This is a genomic window from Pseudomonas sp. F9001 (genome assembly GCF_013385435.1).
In the GTDB taxonomy this organism is placed as follows: Bacteria; Pseudomonadota; Gammaproteobacteria; order Pseudomonadales; family Pseudomonadaceae; genus Aquipseudomonas.
Window position 1 is genome coordinate 79,100 of sequence record NZ_JACAPX010000037.1, and the last position, 19,768, is coordinate 98,867.

Genomic DNA, 19,768 nt, shown 5'->3' on the forward strand with positions numbered 1-19,768 from the left:
ATCAAATGTGGGAGCGGGCTTGCTCGCGAATGCGGTGTATCAGTCGCTGGATGTGCTGCTGACACACCGCATTCGCGAGCAAGCCCGCTCCCACATTTAACCGTGCCCGCTTGAAATTCGCTTGCCTGGACGCGCCCCAATCATCTTCGCCTGCCCATCCCGCTGCTTGCCCGTACGCGCCTCGCTGATCAGTCCCGGAATCAACTTGCCCTCCGGCAGATTCTTCCAGAACCGGCTCGGCAAATGCCCTTCCATCACCTTCGGATTCAACCGCGCCGGGTTAAAGATATGGCTGTAGTACGTCAACCACATCGCACTGTGGGGATCCTCGACATTCTGCGCCAACGCCTGCCATTCCACCGGGCATTGCCGCTGGTGAATCAACTGCTCCCCGTCGTAATAAACCCCATCCAGGGGCGTGGCGATCATCCAGCGATGACGCCCCATGCGCCCGACAAAATGCTGGCTGGCCACCTTCAAGATATCGTGGGCCGGCTCATGCCACGCCACGTACTCCGGCAACTGCGGCCCCGCCTCTGCCGGCAATGCGATAAACCGCACAAACGCATGCAGGTGATGGGCCTCGCGCTGCACCTGCTTGATCCGCCGCTGCAATTCGCTGCCCAGCTTGTCCCCCGACATCATCGCCGTGCGGTCCCCATGGCTGACGCGCCACAGCACCTCATACAACAGGCTCCAGCGCTGTTCACCGTGATAACACGCGGCAGACTCCAGCAGCTCCAGCAGCGCCTTGGGAATCCGCGCCTGGAACGGCCCGCACTCGGCCGGGTACTGCTCGTCGGTGGCAAACAGGTCCGCCACCTCGGCCACGCCCCAACTCACGTGGCTGGGGTCGATCTGATGGCTGAGCAACCAGCGCGCCTGCTCGCGCCAGGTGCTGAACAGGTTGTCGCATTCCAGGCTGATCATCCCCACAGCCCCATTTGCTGCGGCTGCGGGCGGTCGCGCAGTTGTTCGCGCAGCAGCACGCTGGTGCTTTCCGCTTGCTGCGGGTGGTAGTCGCTGGTGATGAAAAACGGCTTGGCCTTGGTCAGCACACACCGCATGCGCGCCAGGTCTTCGAAGCGGATCTTGCGCTGGCGACGCAGGTCCACCAGCCGCTGGGTGGTGCGCAGGCCAATTCCGGGAATGCGCGCAATAAGCGTCGGCTCGGCCCGGTTCAAGTCCAGCGGGAACACCTCGCGGTGCTCCAGCGCCCAGGCCAGCTTGGGGTCGATATCCAGGGCCAGGTCGCCCGGCCCTTCAAACAGTTCATTGGCGCTGAACCCGTAGCTGCGCAACAGGAAATCCGCCTGGTACAAGCGGTGCTCGCGCATCAGCGGCGGCGCGGCCAGGGGCACGCTTTTCGGGCTGTTGGGGATCGGGCTGAACGCCGAGTAATACACCCGGCGCAGTTTGAAATTGCCGTACAACGCCTCGGCGCTGTGGAGGATGGTGCTGTCGTCGGTGTCATCGGCACCGACGATCATCTGCGTGCTCTGCCCGGCCGGCGCGAAACGCGGCGCGCGGGGTTCGTTGAGCACCGTCTGCTCACCGGTATAGATGGTTTGCATGGCCTGCTTGATCGAGACGATCTGCTTCTCGGGCGCCAGGGTTTGCAGGCTCTTGTCCGTTGGCAACTCGATATTCACGCTGAGGCGATCGGCATACCGCCCCGCCTCGGCAATCAGTGCCGGGTCGGCTTCGGGAATGGTCTTGAGGTGGATGTAGCCGCGAAAGTCATGCTCTTCGCGCAGGAGTTTGGCGACCCGCACCAGCTGCTCCATGGTGTAGTCGGCCGAACGGATGATGCCGGAGCTGAGAAACAGCCCGCTGACGCAGTTGCGCCGGTAAAAGTCGAGGGTCAGGGTCACCACCTCCTCCGGGCTGAAGCGTGCACGGGGCACGTCGCTGGAGCGGCGGTTGACGCAGTATTGGCAATCGTAGAGGCAGAAGTTGGTCAGCAGCACCTTGAGCAACGACACGCAGCGACCGTCGGGCGTGTAGCTGTGGCAGATGCCCATGCCATCGGTGGAGCCCAGCCCCGCCTTGCCTTCCGAGCTGCGCTGGGGCGCGCCGCTGCTGGCGCAGGACGCGTCGTACTTGGCGGCGTCGGCGAGGATGCTGAGTTTTTCGATCAACTGCATGGGGCTTCTACCGATACTGGTTTTTTGTACAGTATCAGCAGCCGCCCCCGCGGTTCAAGTGCAGCCTGTCAGCTGGCGGTGGCCAGCAACACGTCCTGCACCGAACGGCTCTTGCCGCGGCTGCGGTCATGTTCGTACAGCGACGCAGCAATCTCGTCGGCACGGATCGGCAGGATCGACAGCAAGGTATCGCTCAGGCCATGGCTGGCCTGGCTGAAGCCCTGCATGTAGATGCCGGCCTTGCAGCGCTCGTCGGTGACGATGCGGTAGTCGCGGCTGACTTCAAAGTCGCCCATATAGTCGGCCAACGGTGCGAGCAACTGACGATGCATCTGGCGCTCGTAACCGGTGGCCAGTACGACGGCATCGTAATGGTTGAGGCTGGTTTCGCCGGTGGCGTTGTTGCGCAGCGCCAACTCCACACCCAGCGGCCCGGCCGTGGCTTTTTCCACGGTGGTCAGGGTACGGAACGCGTGACGGGCAATGCCGGAGACTTTCTGGCGGTAGAAGATCCCGTAGATGCGCTCGATCAGGTCCAGGTCCACCACCGAATAGTTGGTGTTGTGGTATTCGTTGACCAGGCGCTCGCGCTCGCTGCCGTTCTGCTGGAACACCAGGTCGGTGAACTCCGGCGAGAACACTTCGTTGACGAACGGGCTGTCATCCGCAGGCTTGAGGGCCGAGCCGCGCAGGATCATGTCGACCTGCACCGACGGGAAGCTGTCGTTGAGGTCGATAAACGCCTCGGCTGCGCTCTGGCCACCACCGATGATCGCGATGCGCATCGGCTTGCCGTCGACACACGGTTGCTGGGCCATGCGTTCCAGGTACTGGGAGTGATGGAACACCCGACCGTCATCCTTGAGCGCCTTGAACGACGCCGGAATACGCGGCGTACCACCGGCGCTGACCACCACCGAGCGGGTGGTGCGCACGTGCTGTTCACCCTGGGCGTCCCGGGAAATCACCCGCAGCGCCTCTACCTGCTGCTGATGCAGGATCGGCTCGATGGCCAGCACTTCCTCGCCGTAGCGGCTTTGCGCCTGGAACTGCCCGGAAACCCAGCGCAGGTAGTCGTTGTACTCCATGCGGCACGGATAGAAGGTACCCAGGTTGATGAAATCCACCAGGCGCCCGTGGGCTTTCAAGTAATTGACGAAGGAATAAGGGCTGGTGGGATTGCGCAGGGTCACCAGGTCCTTGAGGAAGGAAATCTGCAATTCACTCTGGGTGACCAGGGTGTTGCCGTGCCAGCGGTAGTCGGCCTGTTTGTCGAGGAACAGCACGTCCAGTTTGCCCTGGGCTTTCTCGCGTTCCTGCAGGGCGATGGCCAGCGCCAGGTTCGAAGGGCCGAACCCGATACCGATCAGGTCGTGAACGGCGGGCGATGCAATTGCCTGTGTCATTCCAGTGTCCTCTGGATAAGCCCCGTGGCAGTGGGGCGGGAAAGCCTCAGAGACCTGAAGGCACAGCAACAGGTCGTGTGTTGATAGGAGACGAGGACAATGAAATAAAATTTAGCTAACGCTGGAATCAGTGCGCATCCCACTCACGCATGCGCGCCCGGCAATGCTTCATGGCATTGACGATGTGTTTTTCCACCAGCGCGCGGGAAATACCCAGGCGCTCGGCGATTTGCAGGTGGGACAGGCCGTCGAGCTTGCGCAACAGGAAACTGTCACGGCAGAGCGCCGGCAGCTCGGCCAGCGCGCGCTCAAGCATTTCCAGGCGCTGGCCGTGGTCCAGGCAGTGATGGGGCGAAGACAGCGAAAAACGCTCCTCGCTGTCGAGTACTTCCAGGGGTTCATCCTGGCGCAGGGCGTTGCGCCGATGACCGTCGATCACCAGGTTCAGCGCCGTGCGATAGAGAAACGCCCGGGGCTGCTCGATCGGGACCTCACTGGCACGCCCCAGCACCCGCACATAAGCGTCATGCACCACATCTTCGGCCACCTGACGGTTGCCCAGCTTGGCGTTGAGGAAACACACCAGCTCGCGATAGTAGTTTTCCAACATGACTCCCGACCGCCTGGAGGCGGCATTAGGTCCTTTGAATACGAAGATAACGGCCGATTCGGTGACGCAGCCCGATGATGGCAGTTTGAAGTACGTGTAATTTATAGTAATTCTCATCTAGTTTTAAACAAGACTTGCAACGCCGGCCAATTATTTTGCCTGACACACCTGTAACGGCATATGTAACGGCCTAAATCCCCGGACAATTTCCTCGTCTACCTGTCAGCTTCCCGCTCCTGCGGGCCGATCTTTCCTGGCTGGAACTGTGCATGAAACGTCCTCGACCTGCCCGACGCGCCCTGCTTGTGGTCGCGTGCCTCATCCCCATCATCGCTTTAGCAGCCTGGCAGGTCCTGCCGTCGGGCCGGGACAAGCTGGCGACCGTCACCGTGACCCGGGGCGATATCGAAAGCAGCGTCACGGCCCTGGGCACCCTGCAACCCCGGCGCTACGTCGACGTGGGCGCCCAAGCGTCCGGACAGATCCAGAAGATTCACGTCGAGGCCGGTGCCCAGGTCAAGGAAGGCCAATTGCTGGTAGAGATCGACCCCTCCACGCAAAAAGCCAAGCTCGACGCCAGCCGCTACGCCATCGAGAACCTGCAGGCCCAGTTGCAGGAGCAACGAGCCCAGCACGAACTGGCTCGCCAGAAGTATCAGCGCCAGCAACGCCTGGAAGCCGGTAACGCCACCCGGGAAGAAGACGTGCAAACTGCCAAGGCCGAGCTGAGCGCCACCCAGGCGCGGGTCGACATGTTCCTGGCGCAGATCCGACAGGCCAAGGCCAGCCTGCGCAGTGACGAGGCAGAGTTGGGCTACACGCGCATTTATGCGCCGATGAGCGGCACCGTGGTCGCGGTGGACGCCCGGGAAGGCCAGACACTCAACGCCCAGCAGCAAACCCCGCTGATCCTGCGGATCGCCAAGCTTTCGCCGATGACCGTATGGGCCGAAGTCTCGGAAGCCGACATCGGCCATGTCAAACCCGGCATGACGGCCTACTTCACCACCCTGAGCGGCGGCAGCCGGCGCTGGACCAGCACCGTACGGCAGATTTTGCCGATCCCGCCCAAGCCGCTCAACGAAACCAGCCAGGGCGGTGGCAGCCCGAGCAGCGCCAGCAAAAGCGGCACCGGGCGAGTGGTGCTTTACACGGTGCTGCTGGACGTCGACAACACCGATAACGCCTTGATGGCGGAAATGACCGCCCAGGTATTCTTCGTCGCCGGCCAGGCCAGGGACACCCTGACCGCGCCGGTCGCCGCCCTGCAAGGCAGCCTCGGCGGCGACAAACAGATCGCCCGCGTGGTGGCGAAAAACGGCAGCATCGAGCAACGCGAAATCCGCCTGGGCCTCAGCGACCGCCTGCGAGTCCAGGTGCTGGAAGGCCTGAACGAAGGCGATCACCTGCTGATCGGCCCGGCCGATGGCAGCGGAGGTTGAATGTCGACCCCACTGATCGAACTCAAGGGCATCCGCAAATCCTACGGCGGCGGCGACACGCCGCAGGTTGATGTGCTCCGCGGCATCGACCTGGCGATCCATGCCGGGGAATTCGTGGCGATTGTCGGCGCCTCCGGCTCCGGCAAATCCACGCTGATGAATATCCTCGGCTGCCTCGACCGCCCCACCGAGGGCGACTACCTGTTCGCCGGGGAAAACGTCGCCCGGCTCGACAGCGACGAACTCGCCTGGCTGCGCCGCGAGGCCTTCGGTTTCGTGTTCCAGGGCTATCACCTGATCCCATCCGGCTCGGCCCAGGAAAACGTCGAGATGCCGGCGATCTATGCCGGTATCAGCGCCGCCGAACGCCATGCCCGCGCCAAGGCCCTGCTCACGCGCCTGGGCCTGGCCGAGCGCACCGGCAACCGCCCGCACCAGCTTTCCGGCGGCCAGCAACAGCGGGTGTCGATTGCCCGGGCGTTGATGAACGGCGGGCATATCATCCTCGCCGACGAACCCACCGGCGCCCTCGACAGCCACAGCGGCGCCGAGGTCATGACCCTGCTGGACGAACTGGCCAGCCAGGGCCACGTGGTCATCCTGATCACCCACGACCGCGAAGTCGCGGCGCGGGCCAATCGCATCATCGAGATCCGCGACGGGCTGATCATCAGCGACTCTGCCGAGACCAGCGAGACGCCCCCCGTGGCCATCTCCGGCGCGTTGCAAGCCGTGGACCTGCGCCAGCGCCTGGCCGACGGCGCCGAGCACAACGGCGCCTGGAAAGCCGAGCTGCTGGATGCCGTGCAAGCCGCGTGGCGGGTGATGTGGATCAACCGTTTTCGCACGGCGCTGACGCTGCTGGGGATCATCATCGGCGTGGCGTCGGTGGTGGTGATGCTGGCGGTGGGCGAAGGCAGCAAGCGCCAGGTGATGGCGCAGATGGGCGCTTTCGGCTCCAATATCCTCTACGTCAGCGGGTCGGCGCCCAACCCGCGCACACCACCCGGCGTGATCACCCTCAACGACGTGGCCGCCCTGGCGGCCCTGCCTCAGGTCAAGCGCATCATGCCGGTGAACGGCGCAGAGGCCGGCGTTCGCTTTGGCAACGTCGACCATATGGCGTATGTCGGGGGCAATGACACCAATTTCCCGGCCATTTTCAACTGGCCAGTGGTCGAGGGGAGTTACTTCACCGAGGCCGACGAGCGCGCCGGAGCCACAGTGGCAGTGATCGGCAAACGGGTACGCGACAAGCTGTTCAAGGATGTGACCGACCCGATCGGGCAATACATCCTGATCGAAAACGTTCCATTCCAGGTGGTCGGTGTGCTCGCCGAAAAAGGCGCCAGCTCCGGCGACAAAGACAGCGACGACCGTATCGCCATCCCCTACTCTGCCGCCAGCGTGCGCTTGTTCGGCAGCTATAACCCCGAATACGTAGTGATTGCCGCCACCGACGCGCGCAACGTGCACGACGCCGAACAGGCTATCAATCAGTTGTTGCTGCGCCTGCACAACGGCAAGCACGACTTTGAACTGACCAACAATGCCGCGATGATCCAGGCCGAGGCACGCACCCAGAACACCTTGTCACTGATGCTCGGCTCGATTGCCGCGATTTCGCTGCTGGTGGGAGGTATCGGGGTGATGAATATCATGCTGATGACCGTACGTGAACGCACCCGGGAAATCGGCATTCGCATGGCCACCGGGGCGCGGCAGCGGGACATCCTGCGCCAGTTCCTCACTGAAGCGGTGATGCTCTCTGTGGTCGGCGGCGTCACCGGCATCGGCCTCGCCCTGCTGGTGGGCGGCGTGCTGATCCTCAGCAACGTGGCCGTCGCGTTCTCGATTCCGGCCGCCGTGGGGGCCTTCTTCTGCGCCCTGGTCACCGGCGTTATCTTCGGTTTCATGCCGGCCCGCAAAGCCGCTCGACTTGACCCGGTCAAGGCCCTTACCAGTGAATGATCGCCCTATGAAAGTGTCCCTGACCCTCCTCGCCGCCAGCCTGCTGCTGGCCGCCTGCAGCAGCCCCGCACCGCGTCCGGGCGCAGGCATGCAAACACCGCCCGCCTGGCACAGCGCAAGCGACGCAACGGCGCTGCGGGCCAACCAACAATGGTGGACAAGTTTCGACAGCCCCCAGCTCAACCAACTGATCGAACAGGCCCGCAGCGGCAGTTACGACCTGGCCAGCGCCATGGCCCGGGTGCGCCAGGCCCAGGCCAGCGCAGTGATAGCCGGCGCACCGTTGCTGCCTGAACTCACCGGCGCGTTCAATGCAAACCGCCAGAAGCTGCTGCGGGGCAAGGGCTACAGCCAGCTGGACGCTACCAGCAGCAACAAGGCCGTGGATTACTTCGATGCGCGCCTGAGCGCCACTTACGAAATTGATTTCTGGGGTGGCAAGCGAGCCGCCCGGGACAGCGCCGTGGAAGAGGTGCGCGCCAGCGAATTCGACCAGGCCACCGTGGAACTGACCCTGCTCAGCGGTGTTGCGACCAGCTATACCCAGTGGCTGTCATTGCGTGAGCAACTGCGCATCGCCCAACTCAACCTGGACAACGCCCAAAACGTGTTGAAGCTGGTGCAGACTCGCCACGATGCAGGCTCCGCCACCGCCCTGGAACTGGCCCAGCAAAAAAGCCTCGTGGCCGCACAACAACGCCAACTGCCGCTGGCACAGCAACAGGCCGACGAGGCCTTGATCAGCCTCGCGGCACTGCTGGGCACACCGGTGCAGGACCTGCACCTGGCCCCGCAACCCTTCGCCCAATTGAACTGGCCGGGCATCGCCGCCGGTGTTCCCAGCCAACTGCTCAGCCGCCGTCCCGACATCGCCAGTGCCGAGGCCCGGCTGGCAGCAGCCCAGGCAGACGTCACCGTGGCCCGGGCAGCCATGCTGCCCACCCTCACCCTCAGTGCCGACCTTGGCTCGGGCGCCGATAAGCTCGGCGACGTATTACGCAGCCCGTTCTACAACCTCACTTCCGGCCTGGTCGCACCGATCTTCAACAACGGCCGCCTGAGCGCCGAGCGGGACAAGGCCCGGGCGCGCCAGGATGAGCTGCTGCAGACGTACCGGGGCGCCATCATCAATGGCTTTGCCGATGTGGAAAAAGCCCTGAGCAGCATTCGCGGGCTGGATGCGCAGCGCCAGTGGCAGAGCGAGGAACTGAGGGAGGCGCAGACTGCCTTCGAGATTGCCCAGAGCCGATACGAGGCCGGAGCGGAGGATCTGCTGACGGTGCTGGAGACGCAGCGTACGTTATACGCGGCGCAGGATTTGAATGTGCAATTGCGCCGATCACGGCTGAACGCAAGCATTGCGCTGTATAAGGCGCTGGGGGGCGGCTGGCAGGTGCCAGCAAGCACAATTAACTGAATGAAAGCCGGGCTTGCCCGGCTCCCACCGTTGAGCGGCGCGCTTTAGAGCACCCGCTCCTTGACCTTCAAATGCCGCGCATACCAGGGACGCTTCGGCACCTTGCGAAACAGCTCGGCCAGCTTGTCCTCATCCGCCCCGAAGGTAATCCGCAGCGCCAGCTTCATGGTTTCCGGGTCCATCTCCATCGACTTGCCCATCTGCAAACCCGGCACAGTACTGCAACCGTGGGTGTCCGGCCCCAACCATGGGTCATCCACCTCCACCCAACGCCCCGGCGCAAACCACGGCACGCCGTTGACCTCCAGCCGGCTCACTTCACCCGGATGAAAACGCTCATGGGCCCGAAACCAATCCTCGACCCGATCATCAATCCACCCATGAAAGTGCCAGAACACCGGGTTCACATGGGATGAAAACGGATCACCGAGAAAGTCGTTCTGCGCCGTGTACCAGCGCGCAGCGAAGTCCGCAGGGTCACGGGCAAACGGTACGGGCGCACCGTTGGACGGGTCCCGCGGCACCGACGCCCAGCGCATGTGCAACCAGTCATGCAGGCCAAGCTCGACTTCTGAACCGAACTGCCCCAGCGTCAACTTGGCCAGGTAGCGCGGGTCGCGGTACTGCGACTCCCAGACTTCGAAGTTGCTGTGGTAGGTCTCGGCCGCCTTGATATCGCTGACCCACTGGGTGTATTCGGCATCATCACTGGCCATCCAGGTCGGCGGCAGTGCGAAGCCGTCCTGGTTGTCGAAGTACCGGATAAACCCCTGCCGGTCACGCTCAAGTGCAGGCTGCGGCTGGGGAAAGTACGGCCATGAAGGCAAGTCCTGCATGGACCGTGCAGTGCCCAGCATGTGCCGGTGCATGAAAAAGAAATCGATACCCGAGCCATTGCGGTCCTTGTGCGGGCCGCGGGCGTCGCGCTCCTTGTCCCGTGGCCCGGGTTGCCAGCCAATCCCGCGCAGGGCGTTGCGCTTCTCTTCGGAGAGTTTGTGCCACTGATCACGGGAGGCGTGCCAGAGCTGGTGAAACAGGCGATGTTCGGGAGCAATCAACCAGGCCAGCAACGTCGGATGCAGGCCGATACGCTCCCGGGCCTCGGGAAACAGCTGCTTGGTGGCGACAAAATGGTTGTCCAGCTCAAGCAACGCCAATGGCCGATCCAGGCGCAGGATTTGCCCGCTGAGGGTTCCACCACCGGCATTCCCGAACTCGCCCCACACTTCATCAAGGATCATGATGAGTTCATGGGTCGGCGCGGCGTCCGGCGCATCACGGTCGATCAACCGCACGTACAGTCGAGCGCCATTGCCAGGCGCCAGGTCACCGATCACCCGGTAGCGTGGTTCTTCGTCCGAGCGCAGTTGTTCGGCGGTGTCCAGATAGCCCCGCAGGCCACGACCACGTGGAGCGACGTCGAGCAGCAGCTCCAGCCCGCTGAGCGGCAAGCCCGCAAGCCCGGCATCCCGCCCCTTGAACCGCAGGCTCCAGACACCCCTCAGGCTGTTCGCCAACTGCTGGCCAGCGGTGTCCGCAAGGTCGACCGTGGCCTCCCCCGGCGTGATCGGAGACTCTTCTTCACGCGTCAACTCACGATGGGCGTAATAGGCCGCGGGCACCACGGCGCCGGTCAGCGCCAAGCCTGCGATGAACCCTCGTCGAGAAATCGTCATTGCTTTACCTGTGTCAGCCATCAAGCAGGCTTTATCCAAGCTAGAACGTTCCCGGCAGGGGGAAATTTACCGTCAGTGGCCACCGCCTAAATTTGTGCAGCCATCACTCGTTCTTCCCTGATAGCAAAGGCCTCAACTGACTGAGATGGCAATGACAAAACCACGTTCGAAAAAGGCGCTGTACCTGGGCCTGCCGCTGGTCCTGGCCATTGGCGCAGGTGCGGGCTTCCTGGTCTGGGATCACTGGTTCAAGGGCAACGCCGGCTACCCGCTGGAGGTCATCAAGCAAGCCGATGAGTTGCAGGACCGCTTGCTGTCGTTCGACAGTCACATCACCGTGATGCTCGACTTCGGCGCCACCGGCAACGAGGCGGACAAGGACGGTGCCGGCCAGTTCGACCTGGCCAAGGCCAGCCGTGGCCGACTGTCCGGTGCTGCACTGACGATTTTCGGCTGGCCGGAAATGTGGAACGGTCCGAATGCCCCGCACAAGCCCACCGAAGGTTTTGTCGAAGAAGCCCGTCACCAACAGGAAGTCCGCTACAAGATCATCACCGGCATGGTCCGCGATTTTCCCAATCAGGTGGGCATTGCCTATACGCCGGATGACTTCCGGCGCCTGCACGGCGAAGGCAAGTTTGCGGTGTTTATCAGCATGCTCAACGCCTACCCGCTGGGCAACGACCTGAACCAACTGGACCTGTGGACCGCACGCGGCATGCGTATGTTCGGCTTCAGCTACATTGGCAATAACGCCTGGGCCGATTCGTCACGCCCACTGCCGTTTTTCAATGATTCGCCCGATGCCCTCGACGGTCTCTCGGACATGGGCAAACAAGCGGTACAGCGCCTCAATGACCTGGGGGTGATCATCGATGTTTCGCAAATGTCGACCAAGGCCCTGGAGCAAGTCGCCCAACTGAGTCGCACGCCGATGGTTGCCTCGCACTCGGCACCGCGCGCCTCGGTGGACATCCCGCGCAACCTCAGCGACAAGGAAATGCAACTTATCAAAAACAGCGGCGGCGTGGTCCAGGTCGTCGGTTTCTCGGCTTACCTGCGCCCGCTCAGCCAGCCCACCCAAGACAAGCTCAACGCCCTGCGGGCACGCTTTGATCTACCCCCGCTACCCAACCTGGCCATGGCCCTGATGCCAGGCGATCCGATCATCTCGGCCTGGTCCGAGCAAAAATTCGGCCAGTACGCCAGCGCGCTGTACGCGATTCTCGACGAGGAACCCAAGGCCACGCTCAAGGACCTGGGCGACGCCATCGACTACACCGTGCGCAAGATCGGCATCGATCACGTCGGCATCGCTTCAGACTTCAACGAAGGCGGCGGCGTCCAGGGCTGGGAGAACGTCGGCGAGGTGCGCAATGTCACCGCCGAACTGATCCAGCGCGGCTACTCCGAAGCCGATATCGCCAAACTGTGGGGCGGTAACTTCCTGCGGGTCTGGGACCAGGTACAAAAAGCTGCCAAGCCCTTGGCCAATCGCTGAACCACCCCCAATGAATGAAGTGAATTCATGACCGACCGCCGTACGTTTCTCAAGCAGGCCGGGCTTCTCGCCGCGAGCCTGCCGCTGGGCACCGCCATCATTCCCCAGGCCCTGGCAGGCAATGCGGCGCCACCCGGCGACTCATGGGCAGGCTTTCGCCAGTTGTTCACCCAGGACCCGGACTACCTGCATTTTTCCAACTTCCTGGTGACCTCGCACCCCAAGCCGGTGCGCGATGCGATTGACCGCTACCGCGCGCAGATCGACCGCAACCCGGGCCTGGCCATGGATTGGGACCTGCAGGAAACCTGGAAGCGTGAAGGCCAGGTGCGCGAATGGGCCGGCCGCTACCTGAACGCGAAACCTGGCCAGATCGCACTGACCGGCAGCACATCCGAAGGCCTGGCGATGATCTATGGCGGAATCCAGGTGCGCCCTGACCAGGAGATCCTCACCACCGTCCACGAACATTACGCCACCGAATACAGCCTCGATTTCAGGGTGCGCAAACAAGGCACCCAGGTGCGCAAGATCAAGCTGTTCGAGGACGCCAACCGCGTGTCGGTCGACGAGGTGCTCGGTTCGATCAAGCGCAATATCCGCCCCAACACCCGTGTACTTGGCATGACGTGGGTGCAGTCCGGCAGCGGCGTCAAATTGCCGATTGGCGAGATCGGCAAACTGGTGGATGAACACAACCGCAACCGTGACGACAAGGATCGCATCCTCTACGTGGTCGACGGTGTGCACGGTTTCGGCGTGGAAAACCTCGACTTCCCCGACATGCATTGTGATTTCTTTATTGCCGGCACCCACAAATGGATGTTCGGCCCCCGCGGTACCGGGCTGATCTGCGCCCGTTCCGAGCAAAACACCTACGTGACGCCGATGGTGCCGACGTTCTCCCAGGACAATAACTTCGCGACCACCATGACCCCCGGCGGCTATCACGCCTTCGAACATCGCTGGGCGCTAGACGAGGCCTTCAAGCTGCACTTGCAACTGGGCAAGGCACAGGTGCAGGCGCGCATTCACCAACTCAACGACGAACTCAAAGGCCAGTTGCTGGCCCACCCGCAAATCGAACTGGTGACGCCGCGCAGCCCCGCGCTGTCGGCAGGCTTTACGTTCTTCCGGGTCAAGGGCCAGGACAGCGGCGAGGTTGCGGCGCACATGATGAAGAACCGCGTGGTGATCGATGCCGTGGAGCGCGACGTGGGCCCCGTGGTACGCACCTCTCCCGGCCTGCTCAACACATCAACCGAGATCCAGCGCTTCATGACCTTGCTCAGCCAACGGTTTTGACGCCCCTTTTTCCTTTTGATCGAGATGCCCCATGAACAGTGACACTCCCGCTCCGTCCCGCCTCAAACCCCTGGCCGCCCTGGCCCTGACGATGCTGTGCGGCGCCTTGCTGCCAGGCCTCGCCCAGGCAGCCGCCGCGCCACAGCCGGGCAAGGTGTTCAAGGACTGCAAGGACTGCCCCGAAATGGTCGTGCTGCCCGCCGGCACCTTCACCATGGGCACGCCGGAAGATGAAGTCGGCCGCGAGCCCGACGAAGGCCCGATGCACGATGTCACCTTTGCCAAACCCTTTGCCATGAGCCGCTTCCAGGTCACCGCCGGTGAGTGGGACAGCTACGTGCGCCAGACCGGGGTCAAGATCGCCAACGGCGATGAACGCCCGGGCCGCGAATGCATCGCCAGCAAGCCGCGCTACCCCCAGGGCCCGCGCCAGCCTGCGGCGTGCATGGACTTTGACGACGTGAAGAACTACGTCGCCTGGCTGTCGAAAAAAACCGGCCACACCTACCAGATGGTCAGCGAAGCCCAACGCGAATACGCTGCCCGCGCCGGCTCCACCGGGCCATTCCCGTTCCCGTTTGATGCGGGCAAGGGCTACAGCATCGCCGAGCACGCCAACACGTACGGCCCGGCAGATGGTTATAGCTATTCGTCGCCGGTGGGCAGTTACCCACCCAACGCCTTTGGCATGTACGACATGCACGGCAACGTCTACGAGTGGCTGGCCGACTGCGAACACACCAACTATGTCGGGGCGCCGACCGATGGCAGCGCCTGGGTGGAACCGGGCTGTGAGTCCCGCCAGATTCGTGGCAATGACTGGGGCGAAGCACCGGTGTTTTCCCGCTCGGGCAACCGCAACAACATCTACCCGCAAACCCGCGGCGACTGGATCGGATTTCGGGTTGTGCGCGATCTCTGAGGCCTGCCGCAACCTCCCGCTCCAGCGAGGTCGCCGTCAATCGGCGACCGTCTAAATTAAGCGCGTGACCAGACGTTCTAAAGGGTATCTGCCTATTCCACCCAAGGAACCGTCCCCTCATGACCCAGCCAACGCGCGGCGCCATTCATGAATTGTTTACCCTGCTCAAACCCTTCAGGTTAATCGTCGCCCTTTCCATCCTGCTGGGCATGATCGGCGGCTTGAGCGTGACGGTATTGCTGGCGACCATCAACAATGCCCTGCACGCCGACAGCAGCCCCACCGGCAGTGTGGTGGCCCTGTTTGCCGGCCTGTGCCTGCTGGCCCTGCTCAGCTCGATTTTTTCCGACATCGGCACCAACTTCGTCGGCCAGAACATCATCGCCACGTTGCGCAAGACCCTGGGGGAGAAGGTTCTCGCCGCGCCCATCGATCAGATCGAGCGCTATCGCAGCCACCGACTGATCCCGGTACTGACCCACGACGTCGACACCATCAGCGACTTCGCCTTCGCCTTTGCGCCCCTGGCCATTTCGATGACCGTAACGCTGGGCTGCCTGGGCTATCTGGCGCTGCTGTCATGGCCGATGTTCCTGTTGATGCTGGTGGCCATCGCCATCGGTACCGGCGCCCAGTTCATCGCGCAGTCCAGCGGGGTCAAGGGCTTCGAGGCTGCGCGGGAAGCCGAGGACGATTTGCAACGTCATTACAACGCAATTGCCGATGGCGCCAAGGAACTGCGCATCCATCGCCCACGCCGCCACCGCATGTTTGTGCACGGGATCCAGGCGACCGCCGACTTTATCTGCAAGACGCAGATCCGCTCGATCAACACATTCGTGATCGCCAAGACCTTCGGTTCCATGTTGTTTTTCATCGTGATCGGCTTGGCGCTGGTGCTGCAAACCGTGTGGCCCAGCCATGACAAGGCAGTAATGAGCGGCTTCGTACTGGTGTTGCTGTACATGAAAGGCCCACTGGAACATCTGGTAGGCACGTTGCCGATTGTCAGCCGCGCGAAGATCGCCTTTCGCCGCATCTCGGAACTGTCGGATCAGTTCTCCTCGCCCGAGCCGCACCTGTTGCTCAGTGATACCGAACAGCAAAAGCGCAGTATCCAAAGCATCGAACTGCGGGATGTGTCGTATGCATTCCCTCCGGTTGAAGGCGCGGACCCTTTCCGCCTTGGCCCGGTCAACCTGCAGATCAAGCAAGGCGACATCGTGTTTATCGTGGGTGAAAACGGCTGCGGCAAAACCACACTGATCAAGCTGCTGCTGGGCCTGTATGCTCCGCAACAAGGTGACGTCAGCCTCAATGGGCAAGCGGTAACCGCCCAGGGCCGCGATGAGTATCGCCAGTTGTTCACCACCATTTTTGCCGATTACTACTTGTTCGATGACGTCGTCCAGGGTGACAGCCACTTGCCACAAGACGCGCAAAAATACCTGCAACGCCTGGAAATCGCCCACAAGGTCAGCGTGCGTGACGGCAAGTTCACCACCACCGACCTGTCGACCGGCCAGCGCAAGCGACTGGCCCTGGTCAACGCCTGGCTGGAGGAGCGTCCAGTACTGGTGTTCGACGAATGGGCCGCCGACCAGGACCCGACCTTCCGACGGATTTTCTACACCGAGTTGCTGCCGGACCTGAAGCGCCTGGGCAAGACCATCATCGTCATCTCCCACGACGACCGCTACTTCGATGTCGCCGATCAACTGGTACGGCTGGAAGCTGGAAAAGTCGCAATCGAACAGGTTCCGGCCTGATACCTGAAATTAACCGGAAGATTTTTTCCGGTTCTGGTGTGTTGCTGCGTCTCACTTTCATTAATAACAATCATTACCATTAGCATCGCCACCATAAGAGCCCAGCCAATGCCCGCGCCGACAACGTTGACACCCCTTTCAAAAGCCATCTGGATGCGCCACCTGCTCAAGCCCCGACTGGCACCCAGCCTGCTCGGGCTGATGGCTGCGCTACCGCTGGCGTGCCAGGTCCAAGCCCAGGAAATCAGCTTCCAGATTCCCGCCCAGTCCTTGACCAGCGCACTTCAAGCCTTTGGCCAACAAAGCAAATTGCAGGTGCTGTATTCGCCTGACCAGCTCAAGGGCCTGAAAAGCATCGCCGTGCGCGGCTCCATGGAGCCCACCGTGGCGCTGCAGAAGCTGCTGGGGAGCAGTGGCGTGGCGTACGGCATTTCCGGCAACACCGTCACTATCACCGGCCGCAGCGAAGGCGGCGCCCTGGAGCTGGGGGCCACCAGCGTTACCGGCCAACAATTGGGCGAGACCACCGAAGGCACCGGCTCCTACACCACCGGTTCCATGAGCACCGCGACCAAACTGGCGACCTCCATGCGCGAGACGCCGCAGTCGGTCACGGTGATCACCCGCCAGCGCATGGATGACCAGAACATGCAGTCCCTGGAGGATATTTCGACTTATACCCCAGGCCTGACCATGCGCAAGACCGGCGGTGAACGCCCGGAGTTCTACTCCCGCGGCTCCGCCATCGACAACATCATGATTGACGGCCTGCCCGTCGCGTATGACAGCGACACCCTCGGCACCTCGACACTGGCGATGTTCGACCGGGTGGAAGTGGTACGCGGTGCATCGGGCCTGATGATCGGTGCCGGCAACCCTTCCGGCACCCTCAACCTGATCCGCAAGCGCCCCACCGTCGAGCCGCAAGTGTCTGTCACCGTGGGTGCCGGCTCGTGGGACAACTACCGCACCGAAATCGATGCCAGCAGCGCCCTCAATTCCAGCGGTTCGATCAGGGGCCGCGTGGTCGGTGCCTTCCAGGACAAAGACAGCTTTACCGATGGCTACAGCAGCAAGCGCCAGTTGTTGTACGGCATCACCGAGTTTGACCTGAGCGAAGCCACTACCCTGACCCTCGGCGCGTATTACAACCGTGAGGACAACCCGGGTGCCGACTGGTCGGGCATTCCGACCCGTGCCGATGGCACGTTCCTGCCGATATCCCGTTCGACGCGCATGAGCCCGAACTGGACCTACTGGAACAAGAAAAACACCAGCGCATTTGCCGAAATTGAGCACCGCTTCGACAACGACTGGAAACTGCGCCTGAATACCACGTGGCTGCGAGGCGACCTGGACATGCTGGGCACCAGTTTCTATCGACTGGACCCCAGTGCAGACCAGCTGAACCTGAACGTGGGCCGCTACACCTACCAGCACACGCAAAAAAGCGTCGACGGCTACGTTTCCGGCCCCTTCACCCTGTTTGGTGCGACCCACGAACTGGTGCTCGGTGGCAGTTATCGCAATGATAAAACCGACGATGGCCCCGGCGGTGGTTTCCTCAACGACCCGAACATCGTCCTCGACCCATCAAACTTCGACTATCACGGCATAGAGAAACCGGCCATCAACTACAACTGGTCGCGCAAGGGCAAGGTCGATCAATACAGCACCTACGCCACCGTGCGCTTCCATCTGCGCGACGACCTGAAACTGATCCTCGGTTCACGCCTGGACTGGTACGAATACGAACAGAACACTATTTCCGGCGCTTACACATTCGGCGCCGACTACAAGGCGACTCGGGAGTACACCCCTTATGCCGGCCTGATCTACGACATCAACGACACCTACTCGGTGTACACCAGCTGGACCAGAATCTTCCAGCCGCAAGCCAACGTGGACTTCCAGGGCAGCCTGCTGCCGCCAGTCACCGGTACCAACCGTGAAGTCGGGATCAAGGGCGAGTACTTTGACGGCGCGTTGAACGCCAGCCTGGCCTATTTCCAGTTGAACCAGGAAAACCTCGCCCAAGGGCTTGATGCCTGTGCACCGGGTGTTGCTTCCTGCTCCGTGGCCTCCGGCGAAGTTGAAACCAAAGGCGTCGACCTTGAACTGCAAGGCATGCTTGCCCGCGGCTGGCAGGCCTCGGCCGGCTACACCTATGCCGGTGCCAAAAACGTCAAGGGCGGCAGCGGTCGCTTCGACAGTGACACGCCCTACAACCTGCTCAAGCTGTCCACCACTTATCAATTGCCGGGCGATCTCGAAAAATGGTCGATCGGCGGTTCATTCCGTAGCCAGAGCAGCACATACACAACCTACGGCGTGTCTCAGGGCGGCTACAGTATCGTCGACCTGATGACCGGCTATAACGTGAACAAAAACCTCAAGGTGCAAGCCAACCTGAACAACGTGTTCGACAAGCACTACTACCAGAGCATCAGTAACCCGGCCGGCGCAAACATCTTCGGCGACCCGCGTAACGTGGCCGTGACCATGAAGTGGAGCATGTAAAACACATCCCCTGAAACAACAACACCCTGCCACGGCAGGGTGTTGTCAACGCAGCAAGGCAGCAACCGGGACGCAAGGTCTCAGCGACTGGCCAACCACCGGCCCACCTCAAGGTAAATCCCCTCAACCTCCGCCACCAGGCCCTGCATACGCAGGAAGTCGTGGGTCAGCCCCGGCTGGATGACTGCGGTCACCGGTGTGCCGCTCGCCTCAAGACGCGCAATCCACTCACGCCCCTCATCCAGCAACGGATCAAATTCGGCCAGCATCACGCAGGCCGGCGCCAGTGCGGGCAACGTCGTACTCTGCAGCGGCGAAGCGCGCCAGTCATGGCGGTTACCGGCAGCGCCCATGTAGTGCTGGTAGAACCACTCCAGTGTCCTGGTTTCCAGCAGGTAACCCTCTGCATAAGCGCGGTGGGAATCGCGCAGCCGCGTGATATCGGTGACCGGATAAAACAGCAATTGCGCCGCAGGCCGCAAGGCCAGCCGCTGGGGGTCCTGCACGGCGGTCATGGCGACAATCATCGCCAGCGTGGCGCCGACACTGTCACCGCTGACGACCACTTGGCCGGCATCGAGTTGCAACTGAGGTGCCTGTTCGACCAACCAGTTGGCTGCCGCCAGTGCATCATCCACCGCCGCCGGGAACGGCGCCTCGGGCGCCAGGCGGTAGGCCGGGGCCAGCACCGCATAGTCACTGGTACCTGCCAGGCGTCGGCACACCGAATCGTGTGAATCCAGGCTACCGACCACATAGCCGCCGCCGTGGAAGTACAAAATCACCGGCTGCGCTGCGTGGCCGCGTCCAGGCTTGCGATACAGGCGGGCCGGCAGCGGATTGCCGTCGGCGCCGGTAAAGGTCAACGGCTGCACTTCAATAGCGTCAGGTGGGCTGGGATCGAGGATCAGCGAGGTATTTTCGAATTCGCTACGGGCCTGCGCCACGGATAATTCATGCAGGGGTTGGCTTTTTCCGCTCCAACGGCCCATTTCCACAAGCTCCAGAAACGCAGCCAGGTCGGGGTGCAAGGGCATCATGTTTTCCTTGGAAAGTAGTGAGGTACGACGCCGGCCCCGTCC

Annotated in this window: 14 protein-coding genes; 8 read left to right on the plus strand and 6 right to left on the minus strand. The window is 62.3% G+C overall.

The genetic code is table 11. The annotated features are described in order from the left end of the window. Nucleotides 1-96: 96 nt before the first annotated feature. The 4 genes from HX818_RS27445 to HX818_RS27460 all read right to left on the minus strand — a co-directional run bounded on the left by HX818_RS27445 (nucleotide 97) and on the right by HX818_RS27460 (nucleotide 4,211). Nucleotides 97-930, minus strand: a complete 834-nt coding sequence (locus HX818_RS27445) for a TIGR03915 family putative DNA repair protein (protein WP_003208569.1) — start codon at nucleotides 928-930, stop codon at nucleotides 97-99. Beyond that, nucleotides 927-2,147, minus strand: a complete 1,221-nt coding sequence (locus HX818_RS27450) for a putative DNA modification/repair radical SAM protein (RefSeq protein ID WP_177021070.1) — start codon at nucleotides 2,145-2,147, stop codon at nucleotides 927-929. The genes HX818_RS27445 and HX818_RS27450 overlap by 4 nt, the downstream gene beginning before the upstream one ends. Before the next feature lie 68 nt (nucleotides 2,148-2,215). After that, nucleotides 2,216-3,553, minus strand: a complete 1,338-nt coding sequence (locus HX818_RS27455) for a lysine N(6)-hydroxylase/L-ornithine N(5)-oxygenase family protein (RefSeq protein WP_003208565.1) — start codon at nucleotides 3,551-3,553, stop codon at nucleotides 2,216-2,218. Nucleotides 3,554-3,680: 127 nt separating this feature from the next. Next, nucleotides 3,681-4,211 (minus strand): sigma-70 family RNA polymerase sigma factor, encoded by a 531-nt coding sequence (locus HX818_RS27460; protein WP_371315631.1) that lies wholly within the window; start codon nucleotides 4,209-4,211, stop codon nucleotides 3,681-3,683. Nucleotides 4,212-4,432: 221 nt separating this feature from the next. Here HX818_RS27460 and HX818_RS27465 point away from each other — a divergent pair, with 221 nt between their 5' ends. From HX818_RS27465 to HX818_RS27475, 3 genes are read left to right on the plus strand one after another with little or no spacing between them, the layout of a single operon-like run. Beyond that, nucleotides 4,433-5,605, plus strand: a complete 1,173-nt coding sequence (locus HX818_RS27465) for an efflux RND transporter periplasmic adaptor subunit (protein WP_177021071.1) — start codon at nucleotides 4,433-4,435, stop codon at nucleotides 5,603-5,605. Then, the gene (locus HX818_RS27470; RefSeq protein WP_177021072.1) at nucleotides 5,606-7,576 is read left to right on the plus strand and encodes a MacB family efflux pump subunit; all 1,971 of its coding nucleotides are present in this window, start codon (nucleotides 5,606-5,608) and stop codon (nucleotides 7,574-7,576) included. Nucleotides 7,577-7,583: 7 nt separating this feature from the next. Next, on the plus strand, nucleotides 7,584-8,993 hold the full coding sequence (locus HX818_RS27475; RefSeq protein WP_177021073.1) for an efflux transporter outer membrane subunit: 1,410 nt from the start codon (nucleotides 7,584-7,586) through the stop codon (nucleotides 8,991-8,993). A 44-nt stretch (nucleotides 8,994-9,037) separates the two neighbouring features. On the opposite strand, the gene HX818_RS27480 is transcribed toward HX818_RS27475, so the two are convergent. Then, nucleotides 9,038-10,669, minus strand: coding sequence for a PvdJ/PvdD/PvdP-like protein (locus HX818_RS27480; protein WP_177009568.1), 1,632 nt, complete (start codon nucleotides 10,667-10,669; stop codon nucleotides 9,038-9,040). Nucleotides 10,670-10,820: 151 nt separating this feature from the next. Between HX818_RS27480 and pvdM the strand changes: the two genes are divergently transcribed. The 5 genes from pvdM (at nucleotide 10,821) to HX818_RS27505 (ending at nucleotide 18,686) form a co-directional block, all read left to right on the plus strand. Further along, nucleotides 10,821-12,170, plus strand: a complete 1,350-nt coding sequence (pvdM, locus tag HX818_RS27485; protein ID WP_177021074.1) for a pyoverdine-tailoring dipeptidase-like protein PvdM — start codon at nucleotides 10,821-10,823, stop codon at nucleotides 12,168-12,170. A 27-nt stretch (nucleotides 12,171-12,197) separates the two neighbouring features. Continuing rightward, complete coding sequence (locus HX818_RS27490) at nucleotides 12,198-13,475, plus strand: aminotransferase class V-fold PLP-dependent enzyme (RefSeq protein WP_177021075.1); 1,278 nt, start codon at nucleotides 12,198-12,200, stop codon at nucleotides 13,473-13,475. Nucleotides 13,476-13,506: 31 nt separating this feature from the next. Then, a complete protein-coding gene (locus HX818_RS27495; RefSeq protein ID WP_177021076.1) occupies nucleotides 13,507-14,397 on the plus strand; it encodes a formylglycine-generating enzyme family protein in 891 nt (296 codons plus the stop codon). Nucleotides 14,398-14,516: 119 nt separating this feature from the next. Continuing rightward, nucleotides 14,517-16,166, plus strand: a complete 1,650-nt coding sequence (locus HX818_RS27500; protein ID WP_177009572.1) for a cyclic peptide export ABC transporter — start codon at nucleotides 14,517-14,519, stop codon at nucleotides 16,164-16,166. A 108-nt stretch (nucleotides 16,167-16,274) separates the two neighbouring features. Continuing rightward, nucleotides 16,275-18,686 carry a TonB-dependent siderophore receptor gene (locus HX818_RS27505; protein ID WP_177021077.1) on the plus strand — a complete coding sequence of 804 codons (2,412 nt, stop codon included), beginning with the start codon at nucleotides 16,275-16,277 and terminating at the stop codon, nucleotides 18,684-18,686. An 80-nt stretch (nucleotides 18,687-18,766) separates the two neighbouring features. Here the strand turns inward: HX818_RS27505 and HX818_RS27510 are convergent, their stop codons facing one another. Further along, on the minus strand, nucleotides 18,767-19,723 hold the full coding sequence (locus HX818_RS27510) for an alpha/beta hydrolase (protein WP_177021078.1): 957 nt from the start codon (nucleotides 19,721-19,723) through the stop codon (nucleotides 18,767-18,769). Between the last annotated feature and the right edge of the window lie 45 nt (nucleotides 19,724-19,768).

Bases quoted from the DNA above. Each gene is read 5' to 3' on its own strand.
- HX818_RS27445 (WP_003208569.1), bottom strand. From the start codon at position 930: ATGATCAGCCTGGAATGCGACAACCTGTTCAGCACCTGGCGCGAGCAG.
- HX818_RS27450 (WP_177021070.1), bottom strand. From the start codon at position 2,147: ATGCAGTTGATCGAAAAACTCAGCATCCTCGCCGACGCCGCCAAGTAC.
- HX818_RS27455 (WP_003208565.1), bottom strand. From the start codon at position 3,553: ATGACACAGGCAATTGCATCGCCCGCCGTTCACGACCTGATCGGTATC.
- HX818_RS27465 (WP_177021071.1), top strand. From the start codon at position 4,433: ATGAAACGTCCTCGACCTGCCCGACGCGCCCTGCTTGTGGTCGCGTGC.
- HX818_RS27470 (WP_177021072.1), top strand. From the start codon at position 5,606: ATGTCGACCCCACTGATCGAACTCAAGGGCATCCGCAAATCCTACGGC.
- HX818_RS27475 (WP_177021073.1), top strand. From the start codon at position 7,584: ATGAAAGTGTCCCTGACCCTCCTCGCCGCCAGCCTGCTGCTGGCCGCC.
- HX818_RS27480 (WP_177009568.1), bottom strand. From the start codon at position 10,669: ATGACGATTTCTCGACGAGGGTTCATCGCAGGCTTGGCGCTGACCGGC.
- pvdM (WP_177021074.1), top strand. From the start codon at position 10,821: ATGACAAAACCACGTTCGAAAAAGGCGCTGTACCTGGGCCTGCCGCTG.
- HX818_RS27490 (WP_177021075.1), top strand. From the start codon at position 12,198: ATGACCGACCGCCGTACGTTTCTCAAGCAGGCCGGGCTTCTCGCCGCG.
- HX818_RS27495 (WP_177021076.1), top strand. From the start codon at position 13,507: ATGAACAGTGACACTCCCGCTCCGTCCCGCCTCAAACCCCTGGCCGCC.
- HX818_RS27500 (WP_177009572.1), top strand. From the start codon at position 14,517: ATGACCCAGCCAACGCGCGGCGCCATTCATGAATTGTTTACCCTGCTC.
- HX818_RS27505 (WP_177021077.1), top strand. From the start codon at position 16,275: ATGCCCGCGCCGACAACGTTGACACCCCTTTCAAAAGCCATCTGGATG.
- HX818_RS27510 (WP_177021078.1), bottom strand. From the start codon at position 19,723: ATGCCCTTGCACCCCGACCTGGCTGCGTTTCTGGAGCTTGTGGAAATG.